This window comes from Virgibacillus sp. AGTR (assembly GCF_016919725.2).
Classification (GTDB): domain Bacteria; phylum Bacillota; class Bacilli; order Bacillales; family Amphibacillaceae; genus Virgibacillus; species Virgibacillus salarius.
In genome coordinates this window covers 21,303-40,993 of record NZ_JAJERH010000022.1, presented here as the reverse complement: position 1 = coordinate 40,993, position 19,691 = coordinate 21,303, and the positions used below count along the sequence as shown (strand labels likewise).

The window sequence follows — 19,691 nt, the reverse complement described above, 5'->3', positions numbered from 1 at the left end:
AAAATTTAATAGCCCCTACTTACTAAATAACAAAATGGTTACCGTTTGAGGTACATCCTATTTTTTACCATTTCCATCATATCCGTTGCCCCGACTGACTTAAAAGCTATAAAAATAAATTTTTCCTCTTACAATTTAAATCGCCAAAGCTACCGAACGTTGCCGCGCCCAGTAGCCTTCCTCGATTGCCGTCGGTTTTTTAATGATCCTATCTTGCAAGGGAGATACGGTAACCTGTGCCAGTTGCCGCTGGTCAGCAAGCCCGTATTCGCTCGCAAACTATCTAATAAGTGCGTAATAAATAAACGCTAATGTCATTGCGAATAATACGAAGTGGCAAACGTCCCAAGTATCGAACCTAACCGTCCACGTTTTACTTAGTAGCCTTCGCACGCTGAGTCACCTCGGCCATTATGATATCCCACTCGTCGTTAGTAAAATCCGTACTTACAAACATGCGCTCAACCCATCCGGGCAACTGCCCCGGCTCAACGTAAGAGAAGAAATACGCCTGAACAATATCGCCTAAGTTATCGCTCATTTCTTTAAGTAGCGCCTCTTTTTCCGGATGTTCTTCGGGTAACTCGTTGCGTTCGTCCGCTTGCAACTGATTGTATCTCGTCATGATTTCCGTATAGTTACAATATTTATTTCGCATTTGCGCTCACCTCCTCTCGCATTTTATCGAGTTGATGCAGTTCGAAGTCATGGTCGAGTATGATAGCCTCGATCCACTCCGGCAGTTGCGCAGGATGTACGTATTGGTATAGGTAATCACGGATTAGCTCGCGTTCCTGCTCGGCCAGTCGTTCTATTTCCGCCTGTTCCTCGGGAGTCCCGAATACTAATTCGAGTTGTTCCGGTTCTCCGCTTATCCACGTGATATTCGCTGCTGGTTGCAAGGGTTGTGTCAATCGCATATTTATCGCTCTCCTTTTGGTTTATTTAATCTAATTTAATGGATGGATTCTGTAACTTATCCGCCATTTTGAACGCCTCTTCCGCGAATTCTTCCGCACGTTCTAATTGATAGGCAAAAGCACCTTTTTGTACTGCGCCAACTAGTACGGAGGCCTCGGTAAAGCTACAGGTGATCGTTATTGACTTGCCGTTGTTAATTACTTCCACGTATATCGCACCTCCTTAACTGTTACTAAATTACGTTTTTCGTAATTCTTAATCATATTATAATTACTATTTTCGTAACTGTCAACACTAAATTTACTATTTTCGTAATTAGTTTTATAATATATTTATAATAGAAAATTAATAAGGAGAGGATCAATCGTGAAAAAGATTAGAATAAGATTAGATGAGTTATTGAAAGAGAAAGGTTATACACAAGCTCAGCTTGCTGATGCAATTGAAGTTCGCAGAGCCACAATTCATGATATTTACCATAACAAGAGTAAACAATTACCTATAGATGTTTTAAACAAAATCACAAATGAGTTGAAGTTGAAAAGTATAGATAAACTTATCGTAATTGAAGAAATCGAAGAATAGTCGTCCGATAAAATTACCGGATTAATTCTTTTTTGAAATTTTATAAGCGTTTGTATATATGGTTTTATAGCGACAGCGTCTCTATTTTTTCGCTAAAATGATTGCATTCCAGAATGTTGTCACTTATACTCTCAACAGAGGCAACCGGTTGTATCTCTAATTCACTTTTCCGGAGGTATTTATGGAGATATTTTACGCTATATTAGTCTTTCTTTACATCTCGAGAAAATTAAACATAACTATTACTATAAACAAAAAATAACATAGATTTCATAAATGAGAGTCGTTAGTTAATAATACTAACGGCTTTCTTGATTCTTTTCTATTAACAGCAGAAATCAACGCATGACTAATCGTCAGATTCAAACGAATCGCAGGCGAAGCAATCTTCGAAATAGGCAGGCGTTTGAAACACGTAAAGGAAAACGACCTAGCGCACGGAGAGTTCGGAAAGTGGTTAGAGGAGGTCGATACGGATTGGAACGTAGCAAACCGGATGATGAAAGTATCGGAAGAGATTGGCGTAAATTCTGATACGTACCACAATCTCGGGTTGAACGCTTTATACCTTATCGCAACACTCCCGCCCGACGAACGCACCTCCACGCACACCACAGCGACAGGCGAGGAGAAAACGCCCGACGAGATGACTGTTCGAGAGTTACGCGAATTAAAGCGCCAACTTAAGGCGACGGAAGCGAAAGCACAGCAGGCGCAGCAGGCAAGGGAATTGTCGGACGAGGACAACCGGAAACTAGCGCAAACATTAACGGAGGAACGGAATAAACCGCCGGAAGTAAAGTACGAGACTAGGACGGAGTATGTTAAACCTGACGATTACGATGAGTTACTGGCGTGGAGTCTGCGGAAGGCTTGGCGATTTCGTACGTGAGGGAGACGGGCAGGTCTTCGATTAGGTTTTCCTCTTCGGGACAATTTGTCCCAATGACTAGATTATATCGCTGGATTAACCGAGTAGCCTGCCGTCTTTCTATTCCTATATGTGCAAGCCACTTTCCGAAAATCCATCATGGTTTCCCCCTTTTCTTGATAGTTCGTCCTGCGCCTCCTTTAACTCCCGCCCCAACTCCGTGTAGGCTTTTCCTACGATTTCTCGCATATTCGATTCTTTTTTGCGGAGGAAGTCGAAATGAAATTTTAATACGCGGATTAAAGAACCGCCTGACAAAGCCGATAGAGAAACGACCACCCCCACCCCATTCGAATTTTCACACGCGATATCGTTTTCTTACGCACATATTTAGCTATATTTAACGATGTATTTCCGATTTCCGATTTGCTCGCTTGTTATCCGCTTTCTTCTCGCTTTGTATGGCGTTCTTAACGAGCTGTAACGATTGCATAACAAACGCATAATTATACGAATTTAACCGCTGGAATTGGCGTTGTGAATCGTAAATACAAATCGACATAAATCCTTTCATAACAACGGTTATATACGGATAACCTATTTTAAGTTTACATAATGTATGTAATCGGAAGTAACGTTTTAAATACCGTCATATCAACGTTTATAATCAATGTGTATCGGCTATATGTTTATACAAGAATTATACTGTATAAAATCACGTATAAAATCGCGGAGAAATCGGAGGTATTTCCGTCATGAACGCCAAGCTCGGTTATTTACAATGCCGTCAAAGTGTTCGAGGGGTCGCACGCAAGCGCCTGTCGCCCGATAATTCTGCGCATACTGACGGAAATAATCCCGTAAAAACTCCGGCTAATTCGGAAATCAGCGGAAGTAAAAATTCCGAGAAATTGCGTTACATGCTGCTTACGAATAATCTCCGGCTTAACTTGCGTATAGACGCGTACAGATAGCCGTCTAGGTTGCGTATATGTCCTCGCTTATATCGGAGTATGCAGTCGGCTATACACGAGTGCAAATACGCGTTTGGAACGGTGTGTTATTTATAAGAGCCACCTGTCGAGATAGATGACCCTTTAGTTCAATTATTATCTTCGTCGAATATATTTTCGAACTGGCGAATGTTTTAAATGCTGTGTTTGTATATGCTCTGTATCCATTTGTATATATTTCCTAGTTGTCTTAATATCGGCATGATCTAAAATACGTTGCAATGTAAACAAGTCCCCGCCATTTAATAAATAATCACGAGCAAAAGTATGTCGAAATTGATGTGGATGTAAAGTGTCCATACCGATTTTCTTTTTTAAGCGATTTAGTCTCCTTCTAAAAGTATCAGCTTTGAGAGGCTCTCCGTATGAGTTCATAAATATGCGGTCAATATTCCCAAAATATCTACGAGACTCTTGGTATAATTCCAGTAATTGTTTTACAATTTCACGACTTACTGGTACATCTCTGTATTTTCGGTTCTTTGCAATTTCAGAGGGGATCACAAGTAAGTTTTGTCTTACTTCTATTTGACCAATCGTTAACGAAACAGCTTCTTGAATTCTTAAGCCAGTATCGAGCAGGAGATATACTAATGTTTTATCTCTCCACTCTGAGTACATTCTTTCATCGTAATAATTCAAAACACTTCTTACTTGTTCATCTGTTAACCCTTGTACTTCCGGAACATGATTAGATTTAACTAACTTTATGGTACTCATCGGATTATTTAGCATATATCCTTCTTGATACCAAAATCTACACATTGTTTTAAGCGTTCTCAAGCGGATATTAATGGTATTAGGCGATAGACCCTTCTTATCCTTTTGTCGTTTATTATCTCCCTCATACGCCTTTCTTTCGCTTAATAAATAACTGATATAACTTCTTATCATATCTGGTGTTAAATTGTCTAACAGAATGTCTTCTCCTAGATAATCAATTATATACGATATATGCCGATAATATTCTCCGACTGTCCTTTCTCGACAACCCTCAGCCCTTTTAGCTTGTACGAATACTTCAAGTGCTTCGCTAATTTTCATATCTGGTGAATGTAGGACATTCGGATGCCTTTGGACATGACGATCGGCTGTCGGTCGTGCAAATCCACTTCTTTCTGCGATATACGTTTTTTTAGACAAAATAAAACACCTCCTTACGTAGACAATTTTGTCACACGTTCGGAAGTGTTGATGTCCGACTATACCGCCAAAATACGCACTAGAAAACCGTTTATCGAAGGATATCATCGGATTACTCTTCGATTGGTCTATCGTACGAATGACGCCTATTAGCCGCTATTAGACGTCCCAGGAGAGATTCGAACTCCCGACCCACAGCTTAGAAGGCTGTTGCTCTATCCAGCTGAGCTACTGGGACATAAAAATATGTATGGAGCGGGTGAAGGGAATCGAACCCTCGTCATCAGCTTGGAAGGCTGAGGTTTTACCATTAAACTACACCCGCATATCATTACTATGTATGAAAAAACAATTGATTAATAGTTACTCCGTTTTTAACGGACAAGAATCATTATATAAACTTATACAGCTTTTGTCAATAGTTTCTAATAAATAATTTTAATTTCATCCATCCTTGGAGCAATGTCCAGGATGGATGCGTATTTTGTTTTATAATGTAAACTCATACTGCAGATTATGAACTAATTCACCTTCAGTTGTATAGTAACGTAATAAGATATTTTCTTTCTTTTCCCATTCCATTATAGCGTATGTTTTCTCTTTGCGAACCCGGGGCAATCGTATACTACCTGGGTTAATTAATAATTGATCTCCACGTTGTTCTGCCCCTGCGATATGTGTGTGGCCAAAGCATATAATTTGTGCTCCTAATTCCTCTGCACGGTATGATATATGCATGAGATTCGTTTTAACTTGATGTAAATGACCATGAACTATTAAAAAGGTTAAACCGCCTATAGTAAGTGTCTGTTCTTCTGGATAACGTATGTCATGATCGCAGTTTCCAATAACTGTATAAAATCCATCCATTTCGTTCTCATCCAAATCCAATTCAGAATCTCCACAATGAAATCGATAATCCACATTGTGACGTTGTTTAATCTTATCTAATTCTTCCGTTAATCCATGACTATCGCTTAATATAAGTACTTTTGTCATCGAATCCACCTTATTCCTTAATTAGTAATCCGTGTTGTGTCACTGTATCTTCTAGCTGAACAATTGCATTTCTACGATGACTAATTTGATTTTTTTTATCCGATGATAACTGTGCCATTGTTTGCTGATAACCTTTAGGTATAAAAATTGGATCATAACCAAAACCATTTTCACCATATTGGTTATCGGCAATTCTCCCCTCACAATACCCTGTATAAAAACGTGTTTTAGATCCTGGAGATGCAATAGCAAGAACGCAAACGAATCTAGCAGTACGTTTAGCTTCAGGAATACCACGTAATTCCGATAGCACTTTTTCTATATTTAATTGATCATCTTTATGTTCCCCGGCATACCTTGCAGAATAAACACCGGGTCTACCATCTAATGCATCAATCACTAAACCAGAATCATCTGCAAGTACAGGTAATGATAATATGGAAGCTATTTCTTCTGCTTTTAAGGCAGCATTTTCTTTAAATGTTTCACCTGTTTCTTCTACATCTGGAAGGTCTTCTAAGTCATTTAAAGAAAGTGCCTTTAAGTTATAGGGCTTAAAAAACTCCTTAAACTCATTAGCCTTCCCTTTATTTTTCGTAGCAATGATGATTTGCTTCATTTGCTTTCTCCTTTTGCTGTAACACTTTCTCCAATTCTATTGGTGATATCTCCAAGTACTTTACGCTGCTTCATAATAATTGTCTGTATTCCCTGTTCAGCTAATTGCAGCAGTTCATTTAACTGTTTCATACTAAATGTCGCTTCTTCTCCTGTCCCTTGAATTTCTACAAATTCACCGGTACCTGTCATAACTATATTCATATCGACATGAGCTTTGGAATCTTCCTCATAGTTTAAATCTAATATCTCCATGCCATCTGGCAATACCCCCACAGATATTGCGGCAAGAAAATCAGTAATTGGCATTTTGGATAAGACTTTCCGACGAAGTAAACTTTCGAAGGCTAACACTACAGCCACAAATGCACCAGTAATGGAAGCAGTTCTTGTTCCACCATCCGCCTGAATGACATCACAGTCCACCCATACAGTCCGTTCTCCAATGCTGTCTAAATCAACAACAGAGCGTAAAGCTCTACCAATTAAGCGTTGTATTTCCATTGTTCTACCACTAACTTTTCCTTTTGAAGATTCTCTTATATTCCTCTGTTCGGTTGCTCTTGGTAACATTGCATATTCAGCAGTTATCCATCCCTTACCTTGACCGCGCATAAACGGAGGAACTCTGTCTTCTATACTTGCATTACATATTACTTTAGTATTCCCTACTTGAATTAACACGGAACCCTCTGGATGCTGTAGAAAATTCGGTGTGATTGTAACAGGACGTAAGCTGTTACGATTACGTTGATCAGTTCTCATCATAACTCCTCCTTAGTTCAACCATTAGCTTAACATATTTTTTGTTAAAAGCACTATTGAAATACACATAAATTACAGAAGGAAACAAGTGTCACTTGGGATTCTCATATCCAATCTAATAGCAGTAAGATGTGTATATTAGAAATACGGACAATAAGCTACTTACAATCTCACCTGGTATATGATAAACTATTGTCACTCGACATAAGTAGATCTCCTCTCGTTATTCGAAATTGGTTTGGTGGCCAGTTTCTTTATAACGTTTGGAGATTTTTTATTACATTCCTTGTTTTCACATAGCCTGTGGTTTTACATGCACTAAAAAGAAACGTAGCGACTGGAGCGAGTCAATAGAGATAAAGGAATCACGGTCCGACGATGACTTATCGCAGGGCGATTCGTGAGGTCGCCTAGTTTCTGGGCAACTGGAGCTGGACGCGGCTCAACACGCGCCTATTTATCCACATGGATTTCCTAGACTATAAAAAAGAGGCTTATCAAAGCCTCTTTTAGCTATAACTTCTCTGTCGGTATAAACTGCTGTTTCGTTACTGGTTCCGTATAAGCCTCACCATTTTCATTGACTAGTTCCTCTACACTTTCCACGTTAACCTGAACAGCTTCCACCCCCTGTACATTTGTCAACGTTCGAACTAGCGTTTCCATTACCTCATCAGCGATTACGGATTTATCCTGTTCTTTAAGTATAGATTCATTAAAATGTAGTTGTAAAACTCCATCTTTTAATGAAGGTTTACTCGTCAATGCAGCTGAATCATTAAAGACTTGCTTTACATTTGATTGAATTCCTGGACCCTTCAGTAAGTTCTTAACGATAGCACTGAACTCATCTACTTCCTCAGATGGTTCTACATACTGTGTCACAGGAATGTAGTATCGATTTTCATCATGCTCCGTTGGATAGTACATTGTGACCGTTTTACTTTGCATGAAGTCAGAAACCCCAGTATCACTTACATTAATTCCATTTTCCCTGGAATACCCTTCACCAATTGGTGTTCCATTAACTGGCATCTCTTTTAATGCCATTCCATCCATTTTTAATTGAACTTCCTCTACATTCTCAAATTGCGTTAAGGTATATGTTACGGCTTCTAGAACTTTTGTTTCATCCTTCGCTTCATAGTTTGCAAATTCTTTCGAAAAGTTAACTACCATTGTGCCATCTTCCTGCAAATTAATGCCTAGAACTTCAGTTCCTTCTGGTAGAACTGCTTGAAATCCGTTAGGAAGTAACTGGGAAATCGGTCCACCCTTTACTAAATATTCTAAAACCTGTGTAGCTACTTTATTCGATTCAGGAGTTGGTAATTCCAATGTTTGAGACGCTACCATTCCATTTGCATCAATTAAATACAGATCACGTGCTATTGTCTCTGAGACGTTGTCTTCATCCTCACTCTGTTCATTAGCTTTTGCATCTGAATCTTCCAGATTATCAACGGGCTCTGCATTTTGTGGAGGATCGATCATTTCCTCCTCCAAGGACTGCTCACCTTGAAAACACCCGGATAATATAATGGACATTGTTACTGTACCCGCAATCAAAAAAATTCCGCGCTTCTGCATATCTTTCCCTCCTACGATGGTTTGTACTATTATATATACGAGCCCACTGCGAAAATAGACCAAGCAAAAATAAAAAAACAGGATTCTTAGCTTTAAGAATCCTGTAATTGATGGAGATATGCTTTTTCAATCGTTACCATTTGCAAGTAAGGCTCTTTAAAGATACTTTTGGATATTTCAATAAAAATTTCTAAGTCACCAGTGGTATAAAATTGGTGAACCGGATAAATATCATCTTTATTAAACAGTTGATGTACATCCAATATCGTACTCGTTTCCCTTGCCGTCTCCTCACTTGATGAGATAATTGTTATATGTTGTCCAATAACAGATTGGATAGTATCTTTAATTAACGGATAGTGCGTACATCCTAAGATCAACGTATCCATATTACTGTATTGTAATAATGGAGCTAACGTATCTTCAACAACTTCTATTGCCTGACTTCCTTCAAGTATCCCTTGTTCAACCATAGGTACGAACATGGGGCATGCTAGCGCATTAACCTCTAACTCGCTTTTAATATTTCTAAGTGCATTCGTATAAGCATGACTTCTAACAGTACCTTCTGTTCCAATAACACCAATATGATTATTTCTTGTAAATTTAATTGCTGCTCTTGCTCCAGGTTGAATAACACCAATTACCGGGATATCTAGTTCCTCTTTTAATGATTTTAATGTAAATGCAGTGGCCGTGTTACATGCGACAACAAGCATTTTTATATTTTTTTCCAGTAGAAAATCGACCATTTCCCACGTGAATTGCTTTACTTCTTCTTTTGATCTTGGTCCATAGGGACATCTAGCAGTATCACCTAAATAAATCAGCTTTTCTTTCGGTAGCTGCCTCATTAGTTCATGTGCTACGGTTAATCCCCCTACCCCAGAGTCAATGACCCCAATTGCCTGCTTCAACCATATCGCCTCTTCTTTGAAGTTTTATTTATCATCTATACTTATCATTTGCTCATGCAAGTATGAAAGTAATTCATGTAAGTCTTCCACTTGTTCTTCTGAAAAATTTTCAAGTACGTTGCCAAGATACTGCTGTCTCTTTTCAATCACCTCATGGATAATTGTTTTTCCTTTTTCAAGAACGTGAATACGTACTACTCTTCTGTCTTTAGCATCTCGTACTCTTTCAACAAGGTTATTATTTTCCATTCTATCTACTAAATCAGTTGTCGTGCTAAAAGCTAGACTAATCCGATTGGATAGTTCTCCGATCGTTAAATCCCCTTCCTCCAATAGCCATTGCAATGCAATGAACTGCGGAGAAGTAATTGGATAATTATTTAATATTTGTCGTCCCTTTTGTTTTATGATTCCTGAAATGTAGCGCATTCTTTTTTCAATCTTATTTATTGTATCTGTTGTTGCGTTTGATTTCAACATGTAACCTCCTAGAATTACTTCCCGTATATGACTATTTTACATAACGTACTGCAGTCCCGTAAAGTGATATTCATTTACAACCAAATAGGAAATAGTGCTACATTCATCCTATTCAAATCACGTGTATATTGATCGTTATTTTATTATAAGACATTCTGATTCCTATATTAAAATTTCTTTTAAATAAATCAATTACTACCACGACAAATGTACGCACCGTTTCCTTGATCCAACATAAGCTATAGTGACTAAATAATTTCCCTTCAATCTGCAGCTCTATTGACAGCAAGGAGGGGTTAACATTTGAAGGACAACGAGTATAAACCGAAGCAATTATTAACAAAACGTGAAAAAGAGGTTTTCGAGCTGTTAGTACAAGATAAAACAACAAAAGAAATTGCCCAGGAATTATTCATATCAGAAAAAACTGTCCGCAACCACATTTCAAATGCTATGCAAAAGCTAGGAGTTAAGGGGCGTTCACAGGCTGTAGTAGAGCTCCTTCGCATGGGGGAATTGAAGCTCTAATCAAATCGGCTTTCCTTATTGGAAAGCCGATTTAGGTTTGAGCATTTAATTTTTCACAAGCAATTCCTTCATTTCCTCTGGTAAAGAAACAGTTTCCCCCGTTTTTGGATTAATATATACTAATCTTCCCCGTCCTGTTAAGGCTATTTCTCCTTTCTCATTAAGAACCATATAATGCAGATCTAATGAGGTATTCCCGACATGGTTTGCTTTAACATAGACGTCAAAGGATTCATCAAAATACATTTGTTGTAAATAATCGCATTGTAAATCAGAAACAACAGGAATGGCTTCTGATTCTTTAATAAACATTCCCTTTGATTTTAAGAATTCAATTCTTGCTTCTTCAAAATAGATAAATGGTGATGTATTATTCACATGCCCAAATAAATCCGTCTCCGAAAAACGAACCTTAATCGGTATTGAGAAAGAAAACGTAGAACGCCAATGATCCATGTCTTCTATGTAAGCAATTCGCATCTCCCTTACCCCTTTCCATTTGTTAAACTTGTAAAAATGACCCCAGCCAATCTTGGCAGGGGCCATTTTATTTAACATTCATCATTAATGTGCATTGTCACTTCCAAAGAAGTTTTTAAATGCTTGAATATTTGTCGCACGGTTCATTGCTGCAATTGATGTTGTAAGCGGAATACCCTTCGGACATACTTGCACACAGTTTTGTGAGTTCCCGCAACCGTCAATTCCGCCATCTTCCATTAAACCGTTTAATCGTTCACTTGCATTCATTTCTCCAGTTGGATGAGCATTAAACAAGCGAGCTTGAGACAATGCTGCTGGACCAATGAAGTTAGATTTATCGTTTACATTCGGACAGGCTTCTAAACAAACACCACAACTCATACATTTAGATAATTCATAAGCCCATTGCCGCTTCTTCTCAGGCATCCTTGGTCCTGGTCCCAAATCATGTGTTCCGTCAATTGGAATCCAAGCTTTTACTTGTTTTAATGCATCAAACATACGTTCACGGTCAACGATTAGATCACGAACTACCGGAAACGTAGACATCGGTTCCAAACGGATAGGCTGCTCCAATTGATCTACTAGTGCGGCACATGACTGTCTAGCTGTTCCATTAATCACCATAGAACAAGCACCACATACTTCTTCTAAACAGTTCATATCCCATTGTACTGGTGATGTTTTCTTCCCATCAGCAGTAACTGGATTTTGACGAATTTCCATTAATCCAGAAATAACGTTCATATTTTTTTTGTAAGGAATGTTAAATGTTTCCTTATAAGGAGCAGAATCAGGGCCGGCTTGTCGAGTTATGATAAAAGTAACTGTCTTTTGTTCAGCCATTCTTACTTACTCCCTTCGCTTTTCTTTGTGTAATCACGTTTACGTGGTTTAATTAATGACACATCGACTTCTTCATACGTAATCTGAGGTGACTCAGTTTCTTTATCAAATTGAGCAATTGTCGTTTTTAACCATTCCTCATCATTTCGATCAGGGAATTCTGGTTTATAGTGGGCTCCACGACTTTCGTTACGGTTATATGCTCCTTGTGTAATAACTCGTGCTAAATGAAGCATATTTTTCAACTGACGAGTAAACATAACGCCTTGGTTGCTCCAACGCGATGTATCATTAATATTTATATTTTCCCACCGCTTAAGCAGTTCTTGAATTTTCTCATCTGTTTTTAATAACTTCTCATTGTCACGAACAACGGTAACATTATCTGTCATCCATTCACCAAGCTCTTTGTGAATTTGATAGGCATTTTCTTCCCCATCCATCTTCATTAGCTTTTCAAAGTCTTCTGTTGCCGCTTTGACATTAGACTCAAATAGTTCAGGCGATAAATCATCAACATGTTTATCTAACCCTTCAACGTATTTAATTGCATTCGGACCAGCAACTGAACCACCAAAAATGGCAGATAGTAAGGAGTTAGCCCCTAAACGGTTACCGCCGTGTTGTGAATAATCACATTCTCCAGCTGCAAATATTCCTGGAATGTTTGTCATCTGGTCATAATCTACCCATAGACCACCCATTGAATAATGAACTGCTGGGAATATCTTCATTGGAACTTTACGAGGGTCTTCACCGACAAATTTCTCATATATCTCAATAATACCGCCAAGCTTAATATCAAGTTCTTTCGGATCCTTATGGGATAAATCCAAATAAACCATATTTTCCCCGTTAATTCCTAGTTTTTGATTTACACAAACATCAAAAATTTCTCGGGTCGCAATATCACGTGGTACGAGGTTTCCGTAAGCTGGATATTTCTCCTCAAGAAAATACCAAGGCTCACCGTCTTTATACGTCCAAACTCGTCCACCCTCACCACGAGCAGATTCACTCATTAAACGTAATTTGTCATCTCCAGGAATGGCTGTTGGGTGAATTTGAATAAATTCACCATTTGCATATTTTGCTCCTTGTTGATACAAAATACTAGCAGCTGAACCTGTGTTAATAACGGAGTTCGTGGACTTACCAAAGATAATTCCAGGGCCTCCAGTTGCGAATATCGTCGCATCAGATGGGAAGGCCTTAATTTCATGTGACTTAATGTCTTGCGCTACAATCCCTCTTCCAACACCTTCTTCATCAATGACGGCATGAACGAACTCCCAATTTTCATATTTCGTTACAAGTCCTTCTACTTCATAGCGACGAACCTGCTCATCTAGCGCATACAATAATTGCTGTCCTGTAGTTGCCCCTGCATATGCTGTACGATGGTGCTGTGTTCCACCAAAACGTCGGAAATCTAGCAATCCTTCTGGCGTCCGGTTAAACATAACACCCATTCTATCTAGCATATGGATAATGCTTGGCGCTGCATCACACATCGCTTTAACAGGTGGTTGGTTCGCAAGAAAGTCACCACCATATACAGTATCATCAAAATGGATATAAGGAGAATCCCCTTCTCCCTTCGTATTTACTGCACCATTAATACCGCCTTGGGCACATACAGAGTGAGAGCGCTTTACAGGTACAATGGAGAATAAATCAACATTGACTCCTGCTTCGGCCGCTTTTATAGTTGCCATTAATCCAGCCAACCCTCCACCGACGATGGCTATTTTTCGATTACTCATAATAGATGCTCACTCCCTTGTTCTTTAGTTAAACTCCGTATGCAAATGTAATTAACGTTCTTACACCAACATAGCTCAATGCTAAAAACACTACGACCGTTGCATATGTAGCAATTTTTTGCGACTTCGGTGATTGCGTAATACCCCATGTCACGAAGAAGCTCCAAAGTCCGTTTGCGAAATGGAAAACAGTTGCTATTAATCCAATAATGTAGAACCAGAACATGAATGGGCTAGAAAGTATTCCTTCCATTAAGCTATAATCTGCTCCCTGAGAACCAATCTGAATTCTTGTTTCCCAAACGTGCCATACAATGTAGACAAAGGTAATAATTCCTGTTACACGTTGTAAGACGAACATCCAATTTCGGAAAAAACCATAGTTTTTCGTATTGCTTCGTGCTACAAATACAATATAAACCCCTAGAATAGCATGAAACAAGATAGGCAGGTAAATGACTACGAATTCCAATAAGAGTCGAAATGGTAAACCGTGCATAAAGTCTGCTGCCTTGTTAAAGTTTTCTTCACCATACACAGCAAAATGATTCACCACTAAGTGCTGAACCAAAAATATTCCAATTGGAATTACGCCTAGTAACGAGTGTAATCTTCTAGTTAGAAATTCACGATGCTCTGCCAATGTGTTACCCCCCTTTAGTTTAATCAATGTTAGTTTCATTTTTATCACATCACATCAACCTAATTAGAAAAGCTTGGCGCATTGCCAAGACTGATGGTGAAAAGTCTATGTTTAGATATACTTTTCTTTACTGTTTCACAGCGTGTAAAATAATAAAAATTGATGAGGTTGATAATGTACAATTTGTGACATGTTTATTGTACTTCTATCTCCATAAAGCGTCAAGAAAACGGTACCTAAAAATGAAGAATTATGTATATCCATAATATGAACTAAAAACTGAATCAATTTCCTTTGTATACTTGCGAAATCGGTACAATATATAGATAATAATAGTAGTAGCTATGAAGTACATAATTCGTTAGTCTTTTAAGCTATGATTTAGAGAGGATGACATTCATGACAAACAAAACTGACACAACGATTACCGTTTCCCAGATGGAAGAATTACATACGGCAGGTGCCGGTTATGATATTCTACGCTACGTAGGTTTACCAGAATTATTAGGAAGAGAATCTCATACTCTCTTATATTTCATGGGAAGAAAACTAGCACGGAAGTTTGAATTAAGTACAATGGGAGATATTTTCATTATTTTTGAAAATTTAGGTTGGGGACAATTGGAACTAGTTAAAAACAAAAAGAAAGAAATGGTGTTTCAGTTAATGTCGGATTCAATTGTTCAACGATTAAAGGCACCATTTGAAGCTGACTTTCGATTAGAGGCTGGCTTTTTAGCCGAAGCATTGCAAATGACAGAAAACTGTGATTGTGAATGTGTCGAATCCGTTCATTCACGCATTCACCAGGTAGAATTTACAGCTGTGCTAAGCAGATAGTAAAAGAGGTTGTCTCAAGAGTCTATTTTTTGAGAGGTCTTTCTATGTTTGTAAATAACGAATGTTTATACTTCGGAATATAGCGTTTGTCAACATGGCAAATAGTAGCAGCAAAGGGCCGAACAGATTTAAAATTCTAGTTCGGCTTTTGCTTTAGCTAAGATATATGCTTGCTCCAGACGCAAATTATGTTTTAGGACGATTTTGGGACAATTCTTCTTCATTTTCTGGGCTATTTAAATAAGTAATGATTTCATTTGCTGTATTCTTTGGTATGCCTAGCTTAGTAAATTCCTTTATCTCTGCCTTTTTAATTTCAGTAATCGATTTAAAATGCGTTAAGAGCAGCTTTCTCCTTTTTTCACCAATACCTGGGATTTTATCTAATTCTGACTGAAACACATTTTTCCCACGTAACTGTCTATGAAAAGAGATAGCAAAACGATGTACTTCTTCCTGTACTCTCTGAACAAGATAAAATTCCTGTGATTTCCTATCCAATGGTACGACAACTGGTGGTACACCGTATAATAATTCACTGGTTTTATGCTTATCATCCTTTGCTAAACCGCATAAAGGAATATCAAGTCCAAGTTCATTTTCGAGAACGTCTAGTGCCGCGCTCATTTGACCTTTCCCTCCATCAACGATGATCAGGTCTGGTAATGGTAGGTTTTCTTTCAAGACCCTCGTATATCTTCGACGGATAACCTCTCGCATCGTTTCATAGTCATCTGGCCCCTCAACATCTCGAATCTTATATTTTCTATATTCTTTCTTATTTGGTTTTCCATCAATGAAAACAACCATGGCAGATACTGGATCTGTACCTTGTATATTGGAATTATCGAATGCTTCTATTCGATGGGGTGTTTCAATATTTAGTCGTTCGCCTAAATGCTCTACTGCAACAATTGTCCGTTCTTCATCCCTTTCGATGATCGAAAATTTTTCCTTCAACGAAATTTTTGCATTCTCAGTAGCGAGTTCAACTAACTCTTTTTTTCGCCCCCGATAGGGTGTATGAACATCAATATCCAAAAGATCCTTCAGTAAGTCTACATTTGTGCCCAATGGTACAAGAACTTGTTTTGGCTTCGGATGATTCTGATGTAGATAGAACCTACCAATATAGCTAATAAATGTTTCCTCTGCCTCGTCAAAGAAAGGAAATACGGCAACATCACGTTCTATTAATTTCCCCTGCCTAATAAAGAATACTTGAATACACATCCACCCTTTATCAAAGCTATAACCAAATATATCCCGATCAGTCTGGTCATTCATGGTCATCTTCTGTTGCTCCATGACAGATTCAATATGTTGTATTTGGTCCCTCAATTCCTTAGCTCTCTCAAAATTTAACTGTTCACTTGCCTCATACATTTTCTGTGATAAATCACGTTTAATGGATGTATAACCGCCGTGTAAAAAGGAGGATACATTCTGAACAATCTCATCATATGCCTCTTTCGTCGGTGGTGTTTCACTACATGCAAAACATTGATCCATATGATAATAAAGACATGGGCGCCCCGGTGGATTATTACACTTTCTAAGCGGATAAAGTCGATCAAGTAATTTTTTGGTTTCTCTAGCAGCGATGACATTTGGGTAAGGTCCAAAATATTTCCCTTTATCTTTTTTAACTTTTCTTGTTATGAGCAAGCGTGGATGCCGTTCAGAAGTTATCTTTAGATATGGGTACGATTTATCATCCTTTAGCATGACATTGTATTTCGGATCGTATTTTTTTATTAAATTCATTTCTAAAATGAGTGCTTCGATTTCCGATGATGTTACAATATATTCAAAGCTTTCAATCTCTTGAACCAACCGCTGCGTCTTACGATCATTTGCTCCAGTAAAGTAGGAGCGAACCCTATTTTTTAAAAGCTTCGATTTGCCGACATATATCACCGTTTCATGCTTATCCTTCATAATGTAGCACCCTGGTTTAGCTGGGAGCACTGCAAGCTTTTCTTTAATTAACTGATTCATAAGTTCATCCAATCCCTTTAGAAAATCCCTTGTTACATCTGCAACAAGGGATTTATCAATTTCATACATTCTATTTATTAGTATACAATGTTTAGGCGTGTTTGTTAATTAAATCTACTAGAGCTTCTTTTGGTTGAAAACCGATAACTTGGTCAACAACATTTCCATCTTTAAATAGTAATAAAGTTGGTATGCTCATTACACCATATTTACCAGCAGTTTCTTGGTTTTCATCTACATCTAATTTAACAATTTGTACTTTGTCTTCCATTTCTCCATCAATTTCTTCAAGTACTGGTGCAATCATTTTACAAGGGCCACACCAAGGCGCCCAAAAATCTACTAGTACTAAACCCTCAGCAGTTTCTTTAGAAAAGTTTTGATCAGTTACATTTATAATCGCCATTATATTACTCCTCCTAATATGAAGCTTAATTCTTACGTTGAGTATATCATCGTTAGTATAACCTTACTAATAATTTGCTTATGCGTATATGAGTTATAAAAATTTCTTTTATTGCTGTTATTTAAAGCATTCACCTCACTGCCTTAAACTGCTGATATTAGTTGAGAAGCTACATGACCTAACTTCGTTTTTTCTTGCCCGCGGGAAGCGTCCTAACCATACTCATAACTTATAGCTAGCTTGATTACTCGGACAAGCAGCGAATGATATGTACATCTTCTTGCAACCTGAAATAGCAAAACATAACGAAGCCAATGATCCGTATGGTTTTTTCATTATTATTCTCACAACTCATCAAGCAATAAAAACACGAGCAGTGTCTAAATAAGATCGGTTAACCTGTCTTTTCGCATTATAAAAATAACTGCCGAGAATGACTACTCGACAGCTTAAAATATAACTATTACCATAGGTTTCATTAAAATTAGCTATTCGTTATTCCTTCTTGTAGCTTTTTCACTTCTTCAATTAATAATGGTATTACTTCAAATAAATCTCCAACAATGCCGTAGTCAGCTACATTGAAGATATTTGCTTCAGGGTCCTTATTAATAGCAACGATTACTTTAGAATTCGACATCCCCGCTAGATGTTGAATAGCCCCTGATATACCTACAGCAATGTATAGATCTGGTGTTACAACTTTACCAGTCTGCCCTATTTGCAATGAATAATCACAATACTCTGCATCACAAGCCCCGCGTGAAGCTCCTACCGCTCCACCTAATACTTCTGCCAATTCATAAAGTGGTTTAAATCCATCCTCACTCTTAACACCACGTCCACCTGCAACGATTACATTAGCTTCTGATAAATCAACACCTTCTGATGCTTTTCTTACCACATCTTTAATAACCGTGCGAATATCTGTAATGTCTAAATTCTTTGGCGTGATTTCTCCCGAACGTGCTTCATCCCGATTTAATGCAGGTATATTGTTTGGACGAATCGTAAAGAACGTGATACCATCCGTAATTATTTTCTTCTCAAATGCCTTACCTGAATATATTGGTCGAACGAACTGAATTTTATCCCCTTCAACCTCAATATCTACCGCATCAGAAATTAATCCTGTTTCTAATTTACTGGCAATTTTCGGGGTTAAATCCTTACCGATGGATGTGTGTCCCATTACAATACTTTTTGGCGACTCTTCATGAATAACAGCTAAAACCGCTTGCCCAAATCCTTCAGATGTATAGGCTGTTAAGCTATCATGAGAGATCGTTACGACACGATCAGCACCATAATAAATCATCTCTTTTCCTAGTTCCTCTAACTCACCAGACCCACAAATAACGCCGACTAATTCTGCTTCAGCATCTACCTTTTTTGCAGCTGCAATAGCTTCATAAGATACATTCCGTAATGAACCGTCTTTTGTTTCCCCAATTACTACTATTTTTTCACTCACGTAACTTTCTCCTCTCTGTCATAAGAAATTACAGTACTTTTGATTCATTCTTTAATAATGAAACCAATTCTACTACTTGCTCGTTAAGCTCACCTTCAAGCACTCGGCCAGCCTCTTTTTCAGGTGGTAAAAAGATATCAATAGTTTTTGTTTTCGGCTCTACATCATCTTCGTCTAAATCTAAATCATCAATTTCCAGTTCTTCTAATGGCTTCTTCTTGGCTTTCATAATACCTGGTAGTGACGGGTAACGTGGTTCATTTAGTCCTTGCTGACACGTTACTAAAACAGGAAGTGACGTCTCAATAATTTCCACATCACCCTCTACATCTTTTTCAATGTTTACGACCTCGCCATCAATTTTTAGACTAGTGATTGTTGTTACATAAGGAATACCCAACGCTTCCGCAAGGCGGGGACCAACTTGCCCGCTTGCTTCATCAATAGCCACATTTCCTGCTAAGATGAGATCTGCTTCTTTATCTTCAAAAAACGCTTCCAAAATTTTAGCAGTTGTATACTGATCCCCGCTCTCCAAATCATCCTCCGTATTAATTAATACCGCCTTATCTGCCCCCATTGCTAAAGCAGTCCGTAGTTGCTTTTCGGAATCCTCATCCCCAATAGTTACTACTGTAACTTCACCACCGTGTTCATCTCGTTGATTAATTGCTTCTTCTACCGCATATTCATCATAGGGATTAATGATAAATTCTGCTCCATCATCTTCGATTTGACCGTGAGAAACATTAATTTTTTCTTCCGTATCAAACGTCTTTTTTAATAATACGTAAATATTCAT

Annotated in this window: 22 protein-coding genes and 2 tRNA genes; 4 read left to right on the top strand and 20 right to left on the bottom strand. The window is 38.1% G+C overall.

What is annotated here, in order from left to right:
- Nucleotides 1-373: 373 nt before the first annotated feature.
- The 3 genes from JUJ52_RS10345 to JUJ52_RS10335 are packed head-to-tail and all read right to left on the bottom strand — an operon-like array spanning nucleotide 374 to nucleotide 1,128.
- Entirely contained in the window at nucleotides 374-658 is a 285-nt protein-coding gene (locus JUJ52_RS10345; RefSeq protein ID WP_228088911.1) for a hypothetical protein, read from the bottom strand.
- A complete protein-coding gene (locus tag JUJ52_RS10340; RefSeq protein WP_228088910.1) occupies nucleotides 648-920 on the bottom strand; it encodes a hypothetical protein in 273 nt (90 codons plus the stop codon). Before JUJ52_RS10340 ends, JUJ52_RS10345 begins: the two co-directional genes overlap by 11 nt.
- 25 nt (nucleotides 921-945) lie before the next feature.
- Complete coding sequence (locus JUJ52_RS10335; RefSeq protein ID WP_228088909.1) at nucleotides 946-1,128, bottom strand: hypothetical protein; 183 nt, start codon at nucleotides 1,126-1,128, stop codon at nucleotides 946-948.
- Nucleotides 1,129-1,287: 159 nt separating this feature from the next.
- Between JUJ52_RS10335 and JUJ52_RS10330 the strand changes: the two genes are divergently transcribed.
- Entirely contained in the window at nucleotides 1,288-1,506 is a 219-nt protein-coding gene (locus tag JUJ52_RS10330) for a helix-turn-helix domain-containing protein (RefSeq protein WP_228088908.1), read from the top strand.
- Between the two features lie 406 nt (nucleotides 1,507-1,912).
- Nucleotides 1,913-2,398 carry a hypothetical protein gene (locus tag JUJ52_RS10325; RefSeq protein WP_374488396.1) on the top strand — a complete coding sequence of 162 codons (486 nt, stop codon included), beginning with the start codon at nucleotides 1,913-1,915 and terminating at the stop codon, nucleotides 2,396-2,398.
- Nucleotides 2,399-3,486: 1,088 nt separating this feature from the next.
- Here the strand turns inward: JUJ52_RS10325 and JUJ52_RS10320 are convergent.
- The 9 genes from JUJ52_RS10320 to JUJ52_RS10280 form a co-directional block, all read right to left on the bottom strand.
- Complete coding sequence (locus tag JUJ52_RS10320; RefSeq protein ID WP_228088907.1) at nucleotides 3,487-4,533, bottom strand: tyrosine-type recombinase/integrase; 1,047 nt, start codon at nucleotides 4,531-4,533, stop codon at nucleotides 3,487-3,489.
- Between the two features lie 164 nt (nucleotides 4,534-4,697).
- Nucleotides 4,698-4,771, bottom strand: a tRNA-Arg gene (locus JUJ52_RS10315).
- A gap of 13 nt (nucleotides 4,772-4,784) precedes the next feature.
- Nucleotides 4,785-4,858 (bottom strand) — tRNA-Gly (locus JUJ52_RS10310).
- 164 nt (nucleotides 4,859-5,022) lie between these two features.
- Complete coding sequence (locus JUJ52_RS10305; protein ID WP_026681372.1) at nucleotides 5,023-5,532, bottom strand: metallophosphoesterase; 510 nt, start codon at nucleotides 5,530-5,532, stop codon at nucleotides 5,023-5,025.
- Nucleotides 5,533-5,542: 10 nt separating this feature from the next.
- Nucleotides 5,543-6,151, bottom strand: a complete 609-nt coding sequence (locus tag JUJ52_RS10300) for an XTP/dITP diphosphatase (RefSeq protein WP_205388686.1) — start codon at nucleotides 6,149-6,151, stop codon at nucleotides 5,543-5,545.
- Complete coding sequence (rph, locus tag JUJ52_RS10295) at nucleotides 6,148-6,915, bottom strand: ribonuclease PH (protein WP_205388687.1); 768 nt, start codon at nucleotides 6,913-6,915, stop codon at nucleotides 6,148-6,150. The genes JUJ52_RS10300 and rph overlap by 4 nt, the downstream gene beginning before the upstream one ends.
- Nucleotides 6,916-7,428: 513 nt before the next feature.
- Nucleotides 7,429-8,505, bottom strand: a complete 1,077-nt coding sequence (locus JUJ52_RS10290) for a GerMN domain-containing protein (RefSeq protein ID WP_228088906.1) — start codon at nucleotides 8,503-8,505, stop codon at nucleotides 7,429-7,431.
- A gap of 92 nt (nucleotides 8,506-8,597) precedes the next feature.
- A complete protein-coding gene (gene racE, locus JUJ52_RS10285; RefSeq protein ID WP_026681376.1) occupies nucleotides 8,598-9,422 on the bottom strand; it encodes a glutamate racemase in 825 nt (274 codons plus the stop codon).
- A 24-nt stretch (nucleotides 9,423-9,446) separates the two neighbouring features.
- Nucleotides 9,447-9,899 (bottom strand): MarR family winged helix-turn-helix transcriptional regulator, encoded by a 453-nt coding sequence (locus JUJ52_RS10280; protein WP_026681377.1) that lies wholly within the window; start codon nucleotides 9,897-9,899, stop codon nucleotides 9,447-9,449.
- A 306-nt stretch (nucleotides 9,900-10,205) separates the two neighbouring features.
- On the opposite strand from JUJ52_RS10280, the gene JUJ52_RS10275 reads away from it, so the two are divergent.
- Nucleotides 10,206-10,430, top strand: coding sequence for a helix-turn-helix domain-containing protein (locus JUJ52_RS10275; protein WP_010651078.1), 225 nt, complete (start codon nucleotides 10,206-10,208; stop codon nucleotides 10,428-10,430).
- Nucleotides 10,431-10,475: 45 nt separating this feature from the next.
- On the opposite strand, the gene JUJ52_RS10270 is transcribed toward JUJ52_RS10275, so the two are convergent.
- From JUJ52_RS10270 to JUJ52_RS10255, 4 genes are all read right to left on the bottom strand, one after another.
- Nucleotides 10,476-10,910, bottom strand: a complete 435-nt coding sequence (locus JUJ52_RS10270; RefSeq protein ID WP_026681378.1) for an acyl-CoA thioesterase — start codon at nucleotides 10,908-10,910, stop codon at nucleotides 10,476-10,478.
- Between the two features lie 84 nt (nucleotides 10,911-10,994).
- Entirely contained in the window at nucleotides 10,995-11,759 is a 765-nt protein-coding gene (gene sdhB / locus JUJ52_RS10265) for a succinate dehydrogenase iron-sulfur subunit (protein ID WP_026681379.1), read from the bottom strand.
- Between the two features lie 2 nt (nucleotides 11,760-11,761).
- Entirely contained in the window at nucleotides 11,762-13,525 is a 1,764-nt protein-coding gene (gene sdhA, locus JUJ52_RS10260) for a succinate dehydrogenase flavoprotein subunit (protein ID WP_026681380.1), read from the bottom strand.
- A 28-nt stretch (nucleotides 13,526-13,553) separates the two neighbouring features.
- Entirely contained in the window at nucleotides 13,554-14,168 is a 615-nt protein-coding gene (locus tag JUJ52_RS10255) for a succinate dehydrogenase cytochrome b558 subunit (protein ID WP_026681381.1), read from the bottom strand.
- A 399-nt stretch (nucleotides 14,169-14,567) separates the two neighbouring features.
- On the opposite strand from JUJ52_RS10255, the gene JUJ52_RS10250 reads away from it, so the two are divergent.
- Nucleotides 14,568-15,008, top strand: a complete 441-nt coding sequence (locus JUJ52_RS10250) for a YslB family protein (RefSeq protein WP_026681382.1) — start codon at nucleotides 14,568-14,570, stop codon at nucleotides 15,006-15,008.
- A 186-nt stretch (nucleotides 15,009-15,194) separates the two neighbouring features.
- Here the strand turns inward: JUJ52_RS10250 and uvrC are convergent, their stop codons facing one another.
- The 4 genes from uvrC to JUJ52_RS10230 all read right to left on the bottom strand — a co-directional run bounded on the left by uvrC (nucleotide 15,195) and on the right by JUJ52_RS10230 (nucleotide 19,691).
- A complete protein-coding gene (gene uvrC / locus JUJ52_RS10245) occupies nucleotides 15,195-17,009 on the bottom strand; it encodes an excinuclease ABC subunit UvrC (protein ID WP_026681383.1) in 1,815 nt (604 codons plus the stop codon).
- A 91-nt stretch (nucleotides 17,010-17,100) separates the two neighbouring features.
- Complete coding sequence (trxA, locus tag JUJ52_RS10240) at nucleotides 17,101-17,415, bottom strand: thioredoxin (RefSeq protein ID WP_026681384.1); 315 nt, start codon at nucleotides 17,413-17,415, stop codon at nucleotides 17,101-17,103.
- A 484-nt stretch (nucleotides 17,416-17,899) separates the two neighbouring features.
- A complete protein-coding gene (locus JUJ52_RS10235; protein ID WP_026681385.1) occupies nucleotides 17,900-18,889 on the bottom strand; it encodes an electron transfer flavoprotein subunit alpha/FixB family protein in 990 nt (329 codons plus the stop codon).
- 28 nt (nucleotides 18,890-18,917) lie between these two features.
- On the bottom strand, nucleotides 18,918-19,691 hold the full coding sequence (locus tag JUJ52_RS10230) for an electron transfer flavoprotein subunit beta/FixA family protein (protein WP_026681386.1): 774 nt from the start codon (nucleotides 19,689-19,691) through the stop codon (nucleotides 18,918-18,920).